This window comes from Streptomyces sp. NPDC059649 (assembly GCF_042734445.1).
Taxonomy (GTDB): domain Bacteria; phylum Actinomycetota; class Actinomycetes; order Streptomycetales; family Streptomycetaceae; genus Streptomyces.
The window spans coordinates 35,425-49,274 of the sequence record NZ_JBHWDV010000008.1 but is presented as its reverse complement, the minus strand read 5'-3'; the positions used below and the strand labels follow the sequence as shown (position 1 = coordinate 49,274).

11 protein-coding genes and 2 pseudogenes are annotated in these 13,850 nt (G+C 70.1%); 8 read left to right on the top strand and 5 right to left on the bottom strand.

Going from position 1 to position 13,850, the window contains the following annotated elements:
• Positions 1-54: 54 nt before the first annotated feature.
• The 6 genes from ACFV1J_RS12615 (at position 55) to ACFV1J_RS12590 (ending at position 5,669) form a co-directional block, all read left to right on the top strand.
• On the top strand, positions 55-138 hold the full coding sequence (locus ACFV1J_RS12615) for a putative leader peptide (protein ID WP_351532065.1): 84 nt from the start codon (positions 55-57) through the stop codon (positions 136-138).
• A gap of 160 nt (positions 139-298) precedes the next feature.
• Positions 299-1,417, top strand: a complete 1,119-nt coding sequence (gene sfnG / locus ACFV1J_RS12610; RefSeq protein WP_385857312.1) for a dimethylsulfone monooxygenase SfnG — start codon at positions 299-301, stop codon at positions 1,415-1,417.
• 51 nt (positions 1,418-1,468) lie between these two features.
• Positions 1,469-2,686 carry an acyl-CoA dehydrogenase family protein gene (locus tag ACFV1J_RS12605; RefSeq protein ID WP_385857311.1) on the top strand — a complete coding sequence of 406 codons (1,218 nt, stop codon included), beginning with the start codon at positions 1,469-1,471 and terminating at the stop codon, positions 2,684-2,686.
• Positions 2,687-2,742: 56 nt separating this feature from the next.
• Positions 2,743-3,297 carry an NADPH-dependent FMN reductase gene (ssuE, locus tag ACFV1J_RS12600; RefSeq protein ID WP_310727977.1) on the top strand — a complete coding sequence of 185 codons (555 nt, stop codon included), beginning with the start codon at positions 2,743-2,745 and terminating at the stop codon, positions 3,295-3,297.
• 5 nt (positions 3,298-3,302) lie between these two features.
• Positions 3,303-4,487 (top strand): SfnB family sulfur acquisition oxidoreductase, encoded by a 1,185-nt coding sequence (locus ACFV1J_RS12595; RefSeq protein ID WP_385857310.1) that lies wholly within the window; start codon positions 3,303-3,305, stop codon positions 4,485-4,487.
• Positions 4,488-4,526: 39 nt separating this feature from the next.
• Positions 4,527-5,669, top strand: a complete 1,143-nt coding sequence (locus tag ACFV1J_RS12590) for an LLM class flavin-dependent oxidoreductase (RefSeq protein WP_385857309.1) — start codon at positions 4,527-4,529, stop codon at positions 5,667-5,669.
• 90 nt (positions 5,670-5,759) lie between these two features.
• Here the strand turns inward: ACFV1J_RS12590 and ACFV1J_RS12585 are convergent, their stop codons facing one another.
• Positions 5,760-6,107 (bottom strand): helicase associated domain-containing protein, encoded by a 348-nt coding sequence (locus tag ACFV1J_RS12585; protein WP_385857446.1) that lies wholly within the window; start codon positions 6,105-6,107, stop codon positions 5,760-5,762.
• A 51-nt stretch (positions 6,108-6,158) separates the two neighbouring features.
• Positions 6,159-7,058 carry a phage minor capsid protein gene (locus tag ACFV1J_RS12580; RefSeq protein ID WP_385857308.1) on the bottom strand — a complete coding sequence of 300 codons (900 nt, stop codon included), beginning with the start codon at positions 7,056-7,058 and terminating at the stop codon, positions 6,159-6,161.
• Between the two features lie 95 nt (positions 7,059-7,153).
• Here ACFV1J_RS12580 and ACFV1J_RS12575 point away from each other — a divergent pair, with 95 nt between their 5' ends.
• Positions 7,154-7,636: a GNAT family N-acetyltransferase gene (locus tag ACFV1J_RS12575; protein ID WP_385857307.1), complete on the top strand. Its 483-nt coding sequence runs from the start codon at positions 7,154-7,156 to the stop codon at positions 7,634-7,636.
• A gap of 17 nt (positions 7,637-7,653) precedes the next feature.
• Here the strand turns inward: ACFV1J_RS12575 and ACFV1J_RS12570 are convergent.
• Positions 7,654-8,772 (bottom strand): annotated as a pseudogene (locus tag ACFV1J_RS12570) (IS630 family transposase).
• Positions 8,773-9,168: 396 nt separating this feature from the next.
• Between ACFV1J_RS12570 and ACFV1J_RS12565 the strand changes: the two are divergent.
• A complete protein-coding gene (locus ACFV1J_RS12565) occupies positions 9,169-11,067 on the top strand; it encodes a potassium channel family protein (protein ID WP_385857306.1) in 1,899 nt (632 codons plus the stop codon).
• A gap of 60 nt (positions 11,068-11,127) precedes the next feature.
• Here the strand turns inward: ACFV1J_RS12565 and ACFV1J_RS12560 are convergent.
• Positions 11,128-13,226 (bottom strand): annotated as a pseudogene (locus ACFV1J_RS12560) (DUF4118 domain-containing protein); the annotation flags it as partial.
• Between the two features lie 41 nt (positions 13,227-13,267).
• On the bottom strand, positions 13,268-13,849 hold the full coding sequence (locus ACFV1J_RS12555) for a helix-turn-helix domain-containing protein (RefSeq protein ID WP_385857305.1): 582 nt from the start codon (positions 13,847-13,849) through the stop codon (positions 13,268-13,270).
• Position 13,850 lies beyond the last annotated feature (1 nt).

Sequence of the window (13,850 nt, the reverse complement as noted above, 5' to 3'; positions counted from 1 at the left end):
AACCGGTCGGATTTCCCTTGACTGTCCCGAGCGGCCACTGCCACGATCGACGGCATGAAGATGCGACTGGACCTCACGCGGCGACGCCATGTCGACCTCGCGCGCGTCTCCAGCGCCTCCTGTTGCTCAGCGGCCTGATCCTCGCGATCTGCCGCCCCTTGGTCACGCCACGGCTGTCGCCGCACATGCCGCTGCCACGTTTTCACCGCGCCATCTGAACTGTGCGCTGCCGCGCGCCCGCCCCTTTCCGGGATTTGGCGTCCCTGAACAATCATGCATTCCGCAACAGGAGTTCCGCATGCCCGCGCCCATCAAATTCGCCTATTGGGTCCCCAATGTCAGCGGGGGACTGGTCACCAGCACGATCGAGCAGCGCACCGACTGGGGGTACGACTACAACCGCGAACTCGCCGTCCTCGCTGAGAACAACGGCTTCGAGTACGCGCTCAGCCAGGTCCGTTACATGGCCAGCTACGGCGCCGAGTTCCAGCACGAGTCGACCAGCTTCAGCCTTGCCCTGCTGCTGGCCACCGAGCGCCTGAAGGTCATCGCCGCCGTCCACCCCGGACTGTGGCACCCGGGGGTCCTGGCCAAACTCGGCGCCACCGCAGATCACCTGTCCGGCGGCCGTTTCGCCGTCAACGTCGTCAGCGGCTGGTTCAAGGACGAGTTCACCGCCCTCGGCGAGCCCTGGCTGGAGCACGACGAGCGCTACCGCCGCTCGGAGGAGTTCATCCGCGCCCTGCGCCAGCTCTGGACCGAGGACCACACCGAACTCGCCGGTGACTTCTACCGGCTGCGTGACTTCTCCCTCAAACCCAAGCCGCTCAGCGCCCCTGAGCGCCCCCACCCGGAGATCTTCCAGGGCGGCAACTCCACCGCCGCCCGGCAGATGGCCGGCCGGGTCTCCGACTGGTACTTCTCCAACGGCAAGGACTTCGACGGAGTCGTCGAGCAGATCAACGACGTACGCGCCGCGGCGGGCCGAGCAGGCCGCACGGCACCCAGGTTCGGCCTCAACGGCTTCCTCATCGCCCGCGACACCGAGGCCGAGGCCCGCGACACCCTCCGGGAGATCGTCGCCAAGGCCGACTCCGACGCCGTCGAGGGCTTCGGTGCGGCCGTGAAGCAGGCGGGCCGGTCCACCGCAGACGGCAAGGGCATGTGGCAGGACTCGAACTTCGAGGACCTGGTCCAGTACAACGACGGCTTCCGCACGCAACTGATCGGCACTCCCGAGCAGATCGCTGAGCGCATCGTCGCCTACCGCAGGCTCGGCGTCGACCTCCTTCTCCTCGGCTTTCTGCACTACCACGAGGAGGTCGCGTACTTCGGCAAGCGCGTGCTGCCTCTTGTACGGGAACTGGAAGCGCAGCTTTCCGACGACGAGCCCCACTCCGCCCCCGCGCCTGTCTGACCCGCACCTGCCTCTCCCACACTGCTCCGCCCCGCGAAAGAGGTCACCCGTATGAGCACCACCACGGCCACCGAATGGCAGACCCGCCCCGCCCCGGCGACCGCTCAGGACTGGATCGCACGCGCCGCCGAGGTCGCGGCGGTCCTGGCCACCGACGCCGCCGCACGCGACCGCGCCGGCACCACCCCGTACGCCGAGGTCCAGCTCCTGAAGGACTCCGGCCTGGTCACCCTGCTCGGCCCCGTCGAGCACGGCGGCGCCGGCCAGGACTGGACCACCGCCTACCGCGTCGTACGCGAGGTCGCCAAGGCCGATGGCTCCATCGGCCAGCTGCTCGGCTACCACTACCTGTGGAACTGGGCCGCCCGCCTGGTCGGCACCCGCGAACAGTGGGAGCACATCGAGGCCGAGGCCGCGCGCAACCGCTGGTTCTTCGGCGGGGCCGTCAACCCGCGCGACAAGGACGTCGTCGTCACCGAGGAAGGCGACGACCTGGTCTTCACCGGCCACAAGACCTTCTCCACCGGCAGCAAGGTCTCCGACGTCACCGTCCTCGAAGGCGTCCTGCACGGCACCGACCAGCATGTCTTCGCGATCGTGCCCTCCGACAGCGAGGGCCTGACCTTCCACGACGACTGGGACAACATCGGCCAGCGGCTCACCGAGAGCGGAAGCGTCACCCTCGACGGCGTCCGCACACCGTGGTCCTCGGCGGCCGGCTATGTCGACAAGGAGTTCCAGCCGCGCACCTACAACACCCTCAACGTGCCCACCATCCAGCTCGTCTTCGTCAGCTTCTACCTCGGCATCGCCGGCGGCGCGCTGGAGACGGCGGCCACCTACACCCGCAGCAAGACCAGGCCTTGGCTGCACGGCGGCCACGAGCGCGCGGTCGACGAGCCCCACGTCATCGACACCTACGGTGACCTCACCGCGAAGCTCTGGGCAGCCGAGGCGCTCGCCGACGCCGTCGCCGCCGAGGGACAGAAGCTGCACGACGACCCCGGCGCGGTCACCGACCAGATCCGCGGCGAGTTCGAGGTGCGCGTGGCGGCCGTCAAAGCCCGCGCCACCGAGGTCGCCCTGGAGATCACCAGCCGCATCTTCGAGGTGACCGGCGCACGATCCACCACCACCGCCGAGGGCCTGGACCGCTTCTGGCGCAACGTCCGCACCCACACCCTGCACGACCCCGTCGCCTACAAGCGCCGTGAGGTCGGCCGCTGGGTCCTCGAAGGCACACTGCCCGAACCCACCTGGTACTCCTGACCCTTCCCGGGGGCGCCCGCCATGCGCGGGCGCCCCCGCTCCCCGAAAGAGGACCCATGACCACCGTCCTGTCCGTCTCCGGCAGCCCTTCCGCCTCCTCCCGCACCAACCGTCTGCTGCGCCACCTCGACGACCGGCTCGTCGCACAGGGCCACGAGGTGATCCCGCTGGACGTCCGCACCATCCCGGCCCAGGCCCTGCTCGGCGCCGACTTCCGGCACCCCGCCATCGTGGAGGTCACCGAACTGTTCGCCCGCGCGGACGGCGTCGTCATCGCCACCCCCGTCTACAAGGCCTCGTACTCCGGCGTCCTCAAGGCACTCCTCGACCTGCTCCCGCAGTACGCCCTCACAGACAAAACCGTGCTGCCGCTGGCCACCGGCGGGTCGACGGCCCATGTCCTGGCCATCGACTACGCGCTCCGCCCGGTCCTCAGCTCCATGGGCGCGGCTCACATCGTGCAGGGCTGGTTCACCCTCGACAAGGACATCACCGTGCGCGACGACGGCTCTGTGGCCGTCGTGGCGAGTGCTGCCCAGGCACTCACCCAGGTGATCGACCAGTTTTCGACGGCGCTGGGTCACAGCCCAGTCCTGGCCGCGGCCGGCTGAGCACCATGTCCGCGCACGTGATCGCCGACGACGCCGAGGCCCTCGCCGTCACCGCCGCCCTGGCCGAGGAATTCCGTGCTGGAGCCTGCGCACGCGACGCCGAACGCAACCTCCCACGGGCCGAGGTGGAGAAGCTGTCCGCCTCGGGGCTCCTCGCCGTCACCGTCCCCGCCGAGCACGGCGGTGCAGACGTCAGCATGCTCACCCTCGCCGAGATCTTCCGGCTGCTGGCCTCAGCCGACGCAAGCCTCGCCCAGATCCCGCAGAGCCATTTCGTCTACGTCAACGTGGTACGCCGTCAGGGCCGCCAGAAGCAGCAGAGGTTCTTCTTCGCCGAGGTGCTCGCCGGACGCCGCTTCGGCAACGCCCAGTCCGAGGCGGGCACCACACACGTCCAGGACATCCGTACCCGCCTCGAACCACGCTCCGACCACTCCTACGTCCTGACCGGCGTCAAGCACTACGCCACCGGTGCGCTGTTCGCCGACTGGATCCCGGTCCTCGCCCGCGCCGAGGACGAGAACCTGCACGTGGCCTACGTCCCTCGAAACGCCCCCGGCCTCAGCGTGATCGACGACTGGGACGGAATGGGTCAGCGCACCACGGCCAGCGGCACCGTGCGGCTGGACGCCGTGCCCGTTCCGGCCGACCGCGTCCTGCCCCATCACCTCACCTTCCAGCAACCCCAACTCCACGGTGCGCTCGCACAGTTGCTGCACGCGGCCATCGACGTGGGAATCGCCGGGGGTGCCCTGGCCGAAGCCGCCGAGTTCGTCCGCACCAAGAGCCGTCCCTGGTTCGAAAGCGGGGCCGAGACGGCTGCCGAGGACCCGCTGCTGATCCAGCGGTTCGGGGAACTCGCCGTCAAGCTGCGGGCATCCGAGGCGCTGCTGCGTGAGGCGGCCCGCAGGGTGGACGCGGCGCGCGCCGACCTGACCGACGACTCGGCGGCCGAGGCGTCGATCGCCGTGGCCGCCGCCAAGGCACACGCGGCACACGTCGCGGTCGAGGTGACCGGCTCCCTGTTCGAGGTGGCCGGCACCCGTTCCGCGCTCAACTCCCTCAACCTGCACCGCCACTGGCGTGACGCCCGCACCCACACCCTGCACGACCCGGCCCGCTGGAAGATCCAGCACATCGGCAGATACGTGCTCAGCGGCACACGGCCACCGCGCCACGGACTGCTGTGACGGGCAGTGGGCAGCGGACCTTCAGATCGGAGACCTCACGTGTCCCTCACCTTCCACTGGTTCCTTCCGACCAACGGCGACAGCCGCCATGTCGTCGGCGGCGGCCACGGCACCCCGGCCACCGCGTTGGGACGGGACCGGCCGCCGACCGTGGCCTACCTGAGCCAGATCGCCCGCGCCGCCGAGGACCTGGGGTTCGTTGGTGCGCTCACCCCCACCGGCGCCTGGTGCGAGGACGCGTGGCTGACCACGGCCATGGTCTCCCAGCACAGCGAGCGCCTGAAGTTCCTGGTCGCCTTCCGCCCCGGCTTCGTCTCGCCCACGCTGGCCGCACAGATGGCCTCCACCTTCCAGCGGCAGACCGGAGGTCGGCTCCTGCTCAACGTCGTCACGGGCGGCGAGAGCCACGAGCAGCGCGCCTACGGCGACTTCCTCGACAAGGACGCCCGCTACCGCCGTACCGGCGAATTCCTCCACGTCGTACGCGAGTTGTGGGACGGAAAGACCGTCGACCTGGCGGGGGAGCACCTCCAACTCGAGGAGGCGAAGCTCGCCCGGGTACCCGTCCCGGTGCCCGAGGTGTACTTCGGCGGCTCCTCCCCCCTGGCCGGGGAGGTCGCCGCACGGCACGCCGACGTGTACCTCACCTGGGGTGAGCCGCCCGCCCAGGTCGCAGAGAAGATCGCCTGGATCCGGACGCTGGCCGCGCAGGAGGGCCGCACCGTCCGCTTCGGTATCCGCCTGCACGTCATCACCCGCGACACCTCCCCACAGGCGTGGGCCGAAGCGGACCGTCTGCTGGCGGGTTTCGACCCGCAGACGGTGCGATCTGTACAGGCCGGACTGGCCCGTAGCGAGTCGGAGGGACAGCGGCGCATGCTCGCCTTGCACGGAGGGAGCCGGGAGAGCCTGGAGATCCACCCGAACCTCTGGGCCGGCATCGGCCTCGTGCGCGGTGGCGCGGGCACCGCGCTGGTCGGCAGCCACGACGAGATCGTCGAACGAATCCGCGAGTACCACGCCCTTGGCATCGACGAGTTCGTGCTGTCGGGCTATCCGCACCTGGAGGAGGCGTACTGGTTCGGTGAGGGAGTGCTGCCACGGCTGGCCGCACAGGGCCTGTGGCACCACCCGCACGACCCCCGGCCGGAGCAGGCGGCGCAGGTACCGTTCGCCAGCTGAAACCACATCAGACACCTACGCACTGAGCACCAGATGTGGCGTGTGGCCGACCACTGCCTGCTGCGGCGGACGACCACACGCCAACAAGCGCTACACCCACTCCATGCCCAACTCGCGGAGCGCGCCCAGCTGCTCCCGGGCGAGCTTGTCGCGCCGCGATTTGGTGTTCGATACCCATACGCCGAGCTTCACTGCCACCGGGTCCGTCTCGCCGTCGACCGTGTTCTCCTCGGCACGGCCGCGCGGGACCGGCCGGTGGGCGCCTTCCCGCTCCATCCACCGCGTGAGGGCCGCGAGGCCGCGCTGGAACGCCTGCTGCGCCTCCGTCGACCAGTTGGTTGCGGGCTTGGCTGCCGGGACGGTCTTTATCACCGTCTCCGCAGCTCGGTGGTCGGGGGCGGGCCGCACAGCAACTGGGGGACCGTCTTCGTGTTCCATCACGGCGTCATCCTGCTGGTCGCGGTGGTGGCCGGCCATGGGTAGAAGTACTCACGTTGACGGCCACCTCCACACCATCCGATACGAATCGACACGGCACACACTCGGTCGGCGTCGCCTCGGTGAGCAGGCGTATCGCCCCGTAGAAACAGACGCAGCCTCCGAAGGGAAGCCGTCATCCAAGAGCTGCAGCCATTTGAATGGAGAGGTGGGATCGGCGAATCTCTCGGCATCCATCCCACTTGCGCGGCTAACCCCGCAGGCTCTCCTCGCCCTCGCCCGCCGAGGCGTCAACGCGCGGAGTCCGACACGACAACCAGCTCGATACCGGCGCCCGGACAGCGTGCGCATGTGCGCTTCGGTAGCGGCGCGCGCGACGGATGTCCGTACGGCCATCTCGGCGTGCGACGTGAGTTGCCAACGTCGGTCGGCCTTGTCGACGAACGCGCGTATGCCGGCGTCGGCGAAACGCCTCATGGCGTCCTGTGTGGCCTGACTGCGGGTGCCGATGCCGAGTAGGGGCGTGGCGGTGACCTCGGCGACGATGGCGCGGAAAGCGTCGAGGACGGCCCGCAGAATCGAGCGGTGCGTCGAGGTGACCTGGTCGACGGTCTCCTGTACGAGGCGGTCGACAGCCTGCGCGTTCGGCGTCACGTCGTCGACCAGGGCGCGCGCCTGACCGGAAAGGGCGCCAATCTCGGCGACCGCGGCCCGGTGCCCTTCGTTGTACGCCTCGGCGACCACGTCGAACACGTTGAGGGACACGGCCTTGCCCAACTCGTCGACGACCCCCTGTGACGCCCTGCGTAGCTGTTGGATGGCGGCGAGCTTGAGCTCGGCCCACCCTGGGGCGTCAAGGCCGTCGGCGAGCCGGCGGGCGATGATGCCCAGTAGGCGTTCCTCGGCCGCGGCGTACAGGTCGCGGGTGCGCTCGACGAGGGGTTCGACCATGCCGGGGTGTATGGGCATCCCCTAGTGCTGTGACCGGCAACGTTCACCGGGTTACCCGCTGGACCGAGTCTTTGCTGGGCTTGTAGGTTCCCGACGTGAGTGATGACGGCAAGACTCGGATCCGATTCGCGGAGGAAGCAGATGCGGCCGTGATCGCGCGCATCCACCTGACCTCTCGGTCGGCGACCATGCCCTATCTGCCCCCGCAGAAGCGCAGTCACGAGCAGGTGACCAGATGGGTCCAGGACGTCCTGCTCAAGCTATGTCGCACTTGGGTCGCAGTGCGTGATACGGAGATCATCGGCTATGCGGCCCTCGACGGCGACATGCTCGAACACCTCTATCTGCGCCCGGACGTCCGCCGGCAGGGCGTCGGCACGCTACTGCTCGATGAGGTCAGGCGGCACACCCCTGACGGGGTGTCCCTGCACGTCTTTCAGCAGAACACCGATGCCCGCGCGTTCTACGAGAGCCACGGTTTCACCGTCCTCGACACCAACGATGGTGAGCGCAACATGGAGAACCTGCCCGACATGACGCTTCGCTGGACGCCGAGCAGCGTTCAGTATCCGTACTAGCCAGACGAGCCGAAGGCTCACGCCGCAGCAGCGAGGGGGCGTCCGTCCCAGCGGATGTCCTTCTCGCTGCGGATGCGGGCGCGTTCCTTGCGCTGTGCGGCGAGGACATCGGGGTGTCCGGCATTGGCGTTGCGCCAGCGCAGATAGCGGTGCAGGACCCGGGGCTGCGCGGGATGGCTGCGGTGGTTCGAATTCGCCAGGGTGAACTGCCGCAGCGGGCCGAAATGGGCCTTGATCGGGTTGGCCCAGGAGGCATAGGTCGGGGCGAAGCACAGCTCGACCTTGTTCTTCTTCGCCCAGCGGCGGATGTCCACTCCGGTGTGGGCGGACAGGTTGTCCAAGATGATGTAGATGGGGGCGCCGTCTGGCCGGGTGGCGCGGATCGATTTCAGCGTGGCCAGGGTGCTGGCGGTGCCCTTGCGGCGGCGGTTGACGCCCCACAGTCGGTCGTCGCCCACGGAGTAGCAGCTGTGGAAGTAGGTGACGCCGTGGGTGCGGCGGTAGGTCGCCGGCAGGCGGTCGGGCTTGCCCTGCTTCGCCCAGCAGGAGCCTGCGGTGGGCCTGATCCCCAGGGGCCCGAACTCGTCGAAGGCGAACACCCGGTCGGGGAAGCGGTCCAGCACGTGCTCGATGCGATCGAGCTTGGCGTCGCGTTCGGGGTCGGGCGACTCCTTCCAGGTCTTGGTGCGCTGGAAGGTGATGCCGTGGCGCAACAGCAGGCACCGTAACGCTTCACGACCGACACGGATGACGCATCCGTGCACGCGGCGCAGGTAGGCGCCGAGTTTACGGATCGACCAGCAGGTGAAGGGCTGGCCGAGCTTGGTGGGGCGGGTGGTGGCCGTCTGGACGACGAAGTCCTCGTCGTCACGACTGAGCACGCGGGAACGGCCTCCCGTCCCATCGAGGGTCCAGACAGGCCAGGCCGATCTCGTTGAACCGGTGGATCACGTCCCGCACCGTGTCCTCGTCGGCCTGGACCAACTGGGCGATCACCGGGACACCGTTCCCGCCGGCGGACGCGAGCAGCATCATGGCCCGCCGGTAGCCGAGTTGGTGCTGCCGCGGCGCACGATCTGCTGCAGCTTCTGCCCCTCCTGGTCGGTCAGTCTGCGCACCCGCGCAGGCTCAGCCACCACACCTCCAGCGGTCGGAACGGACGTCACCGCCCATCCCACCGCTCCAATCGCCAACCCGGCGAACCTTCCCGGTCACAGCACCAGGTACCTGTCCGGGATCCCAACAGCCAAGTGGGCCGTGGACGGTGAACGGGTGGACTCGGTCCGCCGGAGGACTCCTGGCGGGCCGACTCACCCGGGCGGTCTCGATCAGGCCATCGGGTGGGCGAAGGTGTCTGCGGCCCGCCCGCCGAGGCGAGACGGCGCAGGTGGCTTCGTGAGGTGTGATGCCGGGGGGCTGCTCCACCCCTTCGGTGTCCTTACGCAACTTTGATGCCGAACTGATGTGCGCCCCGGAACCGCCTGTCATGTCCCGGCAATCTTGGTGACGTGACGTCAACTTTTCATCTCCGGATGCCTTTTGGGCAACGCTCCCAGCACATGGTGATCTGCGGCGACGACGGCCTCGCCCACCGGCTGGCGGTGACGCTGGACGCCGTGTGCGGTGAGGCGGTCACCGTCGTGCTGCCTTCCCGGCGCGAGGGGCACGCGCCGGAGATCGCCGCGCTGGACCGCGATCCGAGGTCTCCCGTCGAGCTGTTGGTGGCCGCCCGTCCGGACGAGCAGACGCTGCGCGCCGCGGGTGCGGAGCGGGCCGCGGCGCTCGCCCTCACCTACCGCGAGGACCAGGTCAACGTCACGGCGGCGCTGCTGGCCCGCACCCTCAACCCGACGGTCCGCCTGGTCATCCGGATGTACAACCGGGAGCGTGGCGAGCACCTCGAACGCCTGCTGGACCGTGCCGTGTTGGGCCTTGAACGGACCGACGTCACGACGGCGCTGGACACGTCGACCACCGTGCTGTCCGATACCGACACCGCGGTGCCCGAGCTGGTGGCTGCCGCCGCGGTCGGGCAGGGGCACACGCTTCAGGTGGAGGGCCAGGTGTTCCGCGGGGTGGTCCGGCCTGCGCGTACTCCGCCCCGCTCCGCCGACCTGGCCACGCTCGCCGTGCTGTCCGGCGCCCATCAGGACGACCCGGCCAGTGAGGACAGCCCCGAGACGCCGGGGGAGGAGGGCACGCAGCTGCTGCCCGACACCGTCACGTCCTACCACCGGCAGTTCACCCACGGCCGGCTGATGCTGGAGGAGGTCACCCACCACCACCCGCCCGAGGCGCCGCCGCGCGACCGGCGCAACTACGGCGCCTGGCTGCGCGACCGGCTGGCGCACCTGCCGTGGAAGGTGTTCCTGTCCCGCGAGGTCATCGCCGTCTTCGGCGCGCTCGCCGCGATCGTGCTGGTGCTGGCCGGTGCCACGGCGCTGGCCGAGCCGGGACCGCTGTGGAAGTCGGTGTACCTGCCGTTGCTGGACATCTTCACCATGGGCGATCCGGCGACCGACGAGTCCCCGGCCCGCCGCGTGCTCCAACTGATCGCCGGTTTCGTCGGTCTTGCCGTGCTGCCACTCGTGGTCGCCGCCACCATGAACGCCACCGACGCGTTCCGGAAGGCGTCCGTCGGGCACCCGCCGGCCGAGGACATGAGCGATCACATCGTGCTGGTCGGGCTCGGCAAGATCGGTACGCGGGTGCTGGCCCAACTGCGCACCACCGAGCACCAGGTGGTGGTCGTGGAACGCGATCCGCACGCTCGCGGCGTCGCCCTCGCCCGCGAGCTCGGCGTACCCCTGCTGCTGGAGGACGGCGGTGCCCCCGGCGTCCTGGACAGAGCGCGCATCTGTCAGAGCAAGTCCCTGCTCGTCCTCACCCGGGACGACGGCGAGAACCTCGACATCGTGATGGCCGCGCGCGAGGCCAACCCACAGGTACGGGTGGTGATGCGGCTGTACGACGACGACTTCGCCGCCACCGTCTCCCGCACGATGCGCGCCTCCTACCCCGACGCCACCACCCGCAGCCGCTCCGTCTCCGCGCTCGCCGCGCCCTCCTTCGCGGCCGCCATGATGGGGCGGCACGTCCTGGGCGTCATGCCGGTCGAACGCGGATCGCTGCTGTTCACCGTCGTGGATGTCGCCGGCCACCCCGAGTTGGAGGGCCGGTCCGTCCACCACGCCTTCCGCGAGAACGAGTGGCGCGTCCTGGCCGTCGGCCCCGCGACGCCGCCCTCCTCCTCGTCCTCGTCGGACACGCTCGGCGGCGGGCTCCGCCTCGACCGGCCGGGCTTCGACTGGCGCCCGTCGCACGGGCGGATCCTGCGGGCGGGGGACCGGGTCGTGGTGGCTTGCACCCGCCGCGGTCTGGACTTCCTCATGACGGGCGTGCAGCCGCATCCGGTGGACCCGCGGGCATGAAGCGGGGCCGGCCCGTCCACTGGAGGACGGGCCGGCCCGCGCACGATCCCTGTGGCCCGCTTACGAGGTGACCGCGGCCGGGAGTTCGGGACCGGCGGACGAGCGGTCCGTGGCGGCGGGAACGGTGAGGACCATGGTCATGCCGCCGCCGGGGGTGTCCTCGGCGGTCAGGGTGGCGCCGATGGCCTCGGCGAAGCCCCGGGCGACGGCCAGGCCGAGGCCGACGCCCGCGCCGCGCGGGGCGTCGCCGTAGCGCTGGAAGGGTTCGAAGATACGGTCCTTGGCGTCGTCGGGGACACCGGGGCCGCGGTCGGCGACGCGTACCTCGACGCGGCCGCCCAGCGCGCTGGCGGAGACGCGCACGGGCTCGCCCTCCGGGCTGTACTTCACCGCGTTCTCGACGATGTTGGCGACCGAGCGCTCCAGCAGGCCCGGATCGACGGCGACCATCGGCAGGTCCTCGGGGATGTCGAGGACGACGCTGTCCTCCGGCACGCCGCCGAGGGCCATCGGCACGACCTCGCCGAGGTCGACCTCGCGGATCAGCGGCGTGACGGTGCCGGTCTGGACCCGGGACATGTCGAGGAGGTTGCCGACGAGGTGATCGAGGCGGTCGGCGCCCTCCTCGATCCCGGCTAGGAGCTCGGCCTGGTCCTCGTCGGACCACTCGATGTCGTCGGAGCGCAGGGAGCTGACCGAGGCTTTGATACCGGCCAGTGGGGTGCGCAGGTCGTGGCTGACGGCCGCGAGCAGGGCGGTGCGGATGCGGTTGCCCTCGGCGAGCTTGTTGGCGTGGTCGGCCTGGGTCTGGAGTCGTTGTCGGTCGAGGACGACGGCGGCCTGTGCGGCGAAGGCCGACAGGACGCGGCGGTCCTCGGCGGGCAGAACGCGGCCCGACAGGGCGGGCGCCATGTGGTCGCCGACGGGCATGTCGACATCCGCGTCCTCGGGGCGGGCGAGCGGGCTGGTGTCGCCCACGCTGCCCGAACAGGTCCAGGGCGCCGTCTCGGAGTCCCGCTCCAGCAGCGCCACGGCGTCCATCGCGAAGGTCTCGCGCACCGCTCCAGGAGGGCATCGAGGGTGGTTTCGCCCCGGAGCACGCTGCCTGCCAGGAAGGAGAGGATCTCCGACTCGGCGCGCAGGCGCGCGGCTTGGTGGGTGCGCCGGGCGGCGAGGTCGACGACGGACGCCACCGAGATCGCCACCAGTACGAAGATGACCAGCGCCAGGATGTTCTGCGGGTCAGCGATGGTGAGGTGGCCCACGGGCGGCGTGAAGAACCAGTTCAGGAGGAGTGAACCCACCACGGCCGACGCGAGCGCCGGACGCAGACCGCCGAGCAGCGCCGCCGCCACGGTCAGCGTCAAGAACAGCAGCATGTCGTTGGCGAGGCCAAGGCCCGCCCCGACCTGCATCAAAAGCAGCGTCAGCAGCGCCGGCCCCGCCAGCCCGGTCAGCCAGCCCCAGATGAGCCGGGACCGGCCGAGCCGCGCGCCGCGGCGTACGGGGAGTGCGCGGCCCTTGGCGGCCTCCTCATGCGTGACGATGTGGACGTCGAGGTCGGGGCCGGAATCGCGGGCGACGGTCGCGCCGACGCCGGGACCGAAGATGTACTGCCACGCCTTGCGGCGGGAGGTTCCCAGCACGATCTGGGTGGCGTTCACGCCCCGGGCGAACTCCAGGAGGGCGGAGGAGACGTTCTCGCCCAGGACGTGGTGGAAGGTGCCGCCCAGGTCCTCGACGAGCGTGCGCTGGACGGCGAGCTCCTTGGGCGAGCCGGCGGCCAGGCCGTCGCTGCGGGCGATGTAGACGGCGAGCACTTCGCCGCCCGCGCCCTTCTCGGCGAGGCGGGCGGCGTGGCGGATGAGCGTACGGCCCTCGCTGCCGCCGGTCAGGCCGACGACGATCCGCTCGCGCGATCCCCAGATCTTCGAAACCTGGTGTTCGCTCCGGTACTCCTGGAGGTATTCGTCGACCCGGTCGGCCACCCACAGCAGCGCCAGCTCGCGCAGTGCGGTGAGGTTCCCGGGCCGGAAGTAGTTCGACAGCGCCGCGTCGACCTTGTTCGGCTTGTAGATGTTGCCATGCGCCATGCGACGGCGCAGCGCGTGCGGGGACATGTCGACCAGCTCGATCTGATCGGCGCGGCGCACCACCTCGTACAGCTGACGCCGCAGGGGCAGGCAGGACTCTTGCGGCGTCACTGCCTGTCGGCTTCGCTGCTGGTGGCCGTCGGGGGGTCTTCGTGGCGCGGTGGTTCCTCGGTCGGGAAGAAGATGGAACTCAACAGGTGGGGCTTGCGGCCCGGCGCGGGTCCGTTGCCTGCCCGTGACGCGAAGGATTGGCGCAACTCGCTGATCAGATCGGCGAGTTCGTCGGGGTTGAGCCAGAGGGTGCCCTGCCGGTAGCCCACAGAGTCGGCGAACGGGTCGGCTCCTGGCCGGTCGAGGTAGGCGTTGAACTCGGCGAGCAGGGCGGCCATGGCGGCGGCGAAACCGCGGCGGTGGTCGGCCAGGGACATCGACGCGCCCGCCTCGGGGGCGATCGCCATCCGGTCTCGGCGCAGTCGGTAACGCCGCTCCACCGCACCGCGCACCCGTCGCTCGTCCACCGCCTCCAGCACTCCTCCCTCAGCCAGCAGGCCGACATGCCGATACACGGTGGTCTTGGGGACATCCGGCAACGCCGCACACAACTCGGTGGTGGTGCACGTCCGTTCGCCGGTCATGGCGTAGGTGATGCGTAGCCGCACCGGGTGCAGCAGCAAGTCGAGAATGTCCACC

Excerpts from the sequence above, each read along its gene's own strand:
- sfnG (WP_385857312.1), top strand. The coding sequence starts at position 299 with ATGCCCGCGCCCATCAAATTCGCCTATTGGGTCCCCAATGTCAGCGGG.
- ssuE (WP_310727977.1), top strand. The coding sequence starts at position 2,743 with ATGACCACCGTCCTGTCCGTCTCCGGCAGCCCTTCCGCCTCCTCCCGC.
- ACFV1J_RS12595 (WP_385857310.1), top strand. The coding sequence starts at position 3,303 with ATGTCCGCGCACGTGATCGCCGACGACGCCGAGGCCCTCGCCGTCACC.
- ACFV1J_RS12565 (WP_385857306.1), top strand. The coding sequence starts at position 9,169 with ATGCCTTTTGGGCAACGCTCCCAGCACATGGTGATCTGCGGCGACGAC.
- ACFV1J_RS12615 (WP_351532065.1), top strand. The coding sequence starts at position 55 with ATGAAGATGCGACTGGACCTCACGCGGCGACGCCATGTCGACCTCGCG.
- ACFV1J_RS12605 (WP_385857311.1), top strand. The coding sequence starts at position 1,469 with ATGAGCACCACCACGGCCACCGAATGGCAGACCCGCCCCGCCCCGGCG.
- ACFV1J_RS12585 (WP_385857446.1), bottom strand. The coding sequence starts at position 6,107 with ATGGAACACGAAGACGGTCCCCCAGTTGCTGTGCGGCCCGCCCCCGAC.
- ACFV1J_RS12580 (WP_385857308.1), bottom strand. The coding sequence starts at position 7,058 with ATGGTCGAACCCCTCGTCGAGCGCACCCGCGACCTGTACGCCGCGGCC.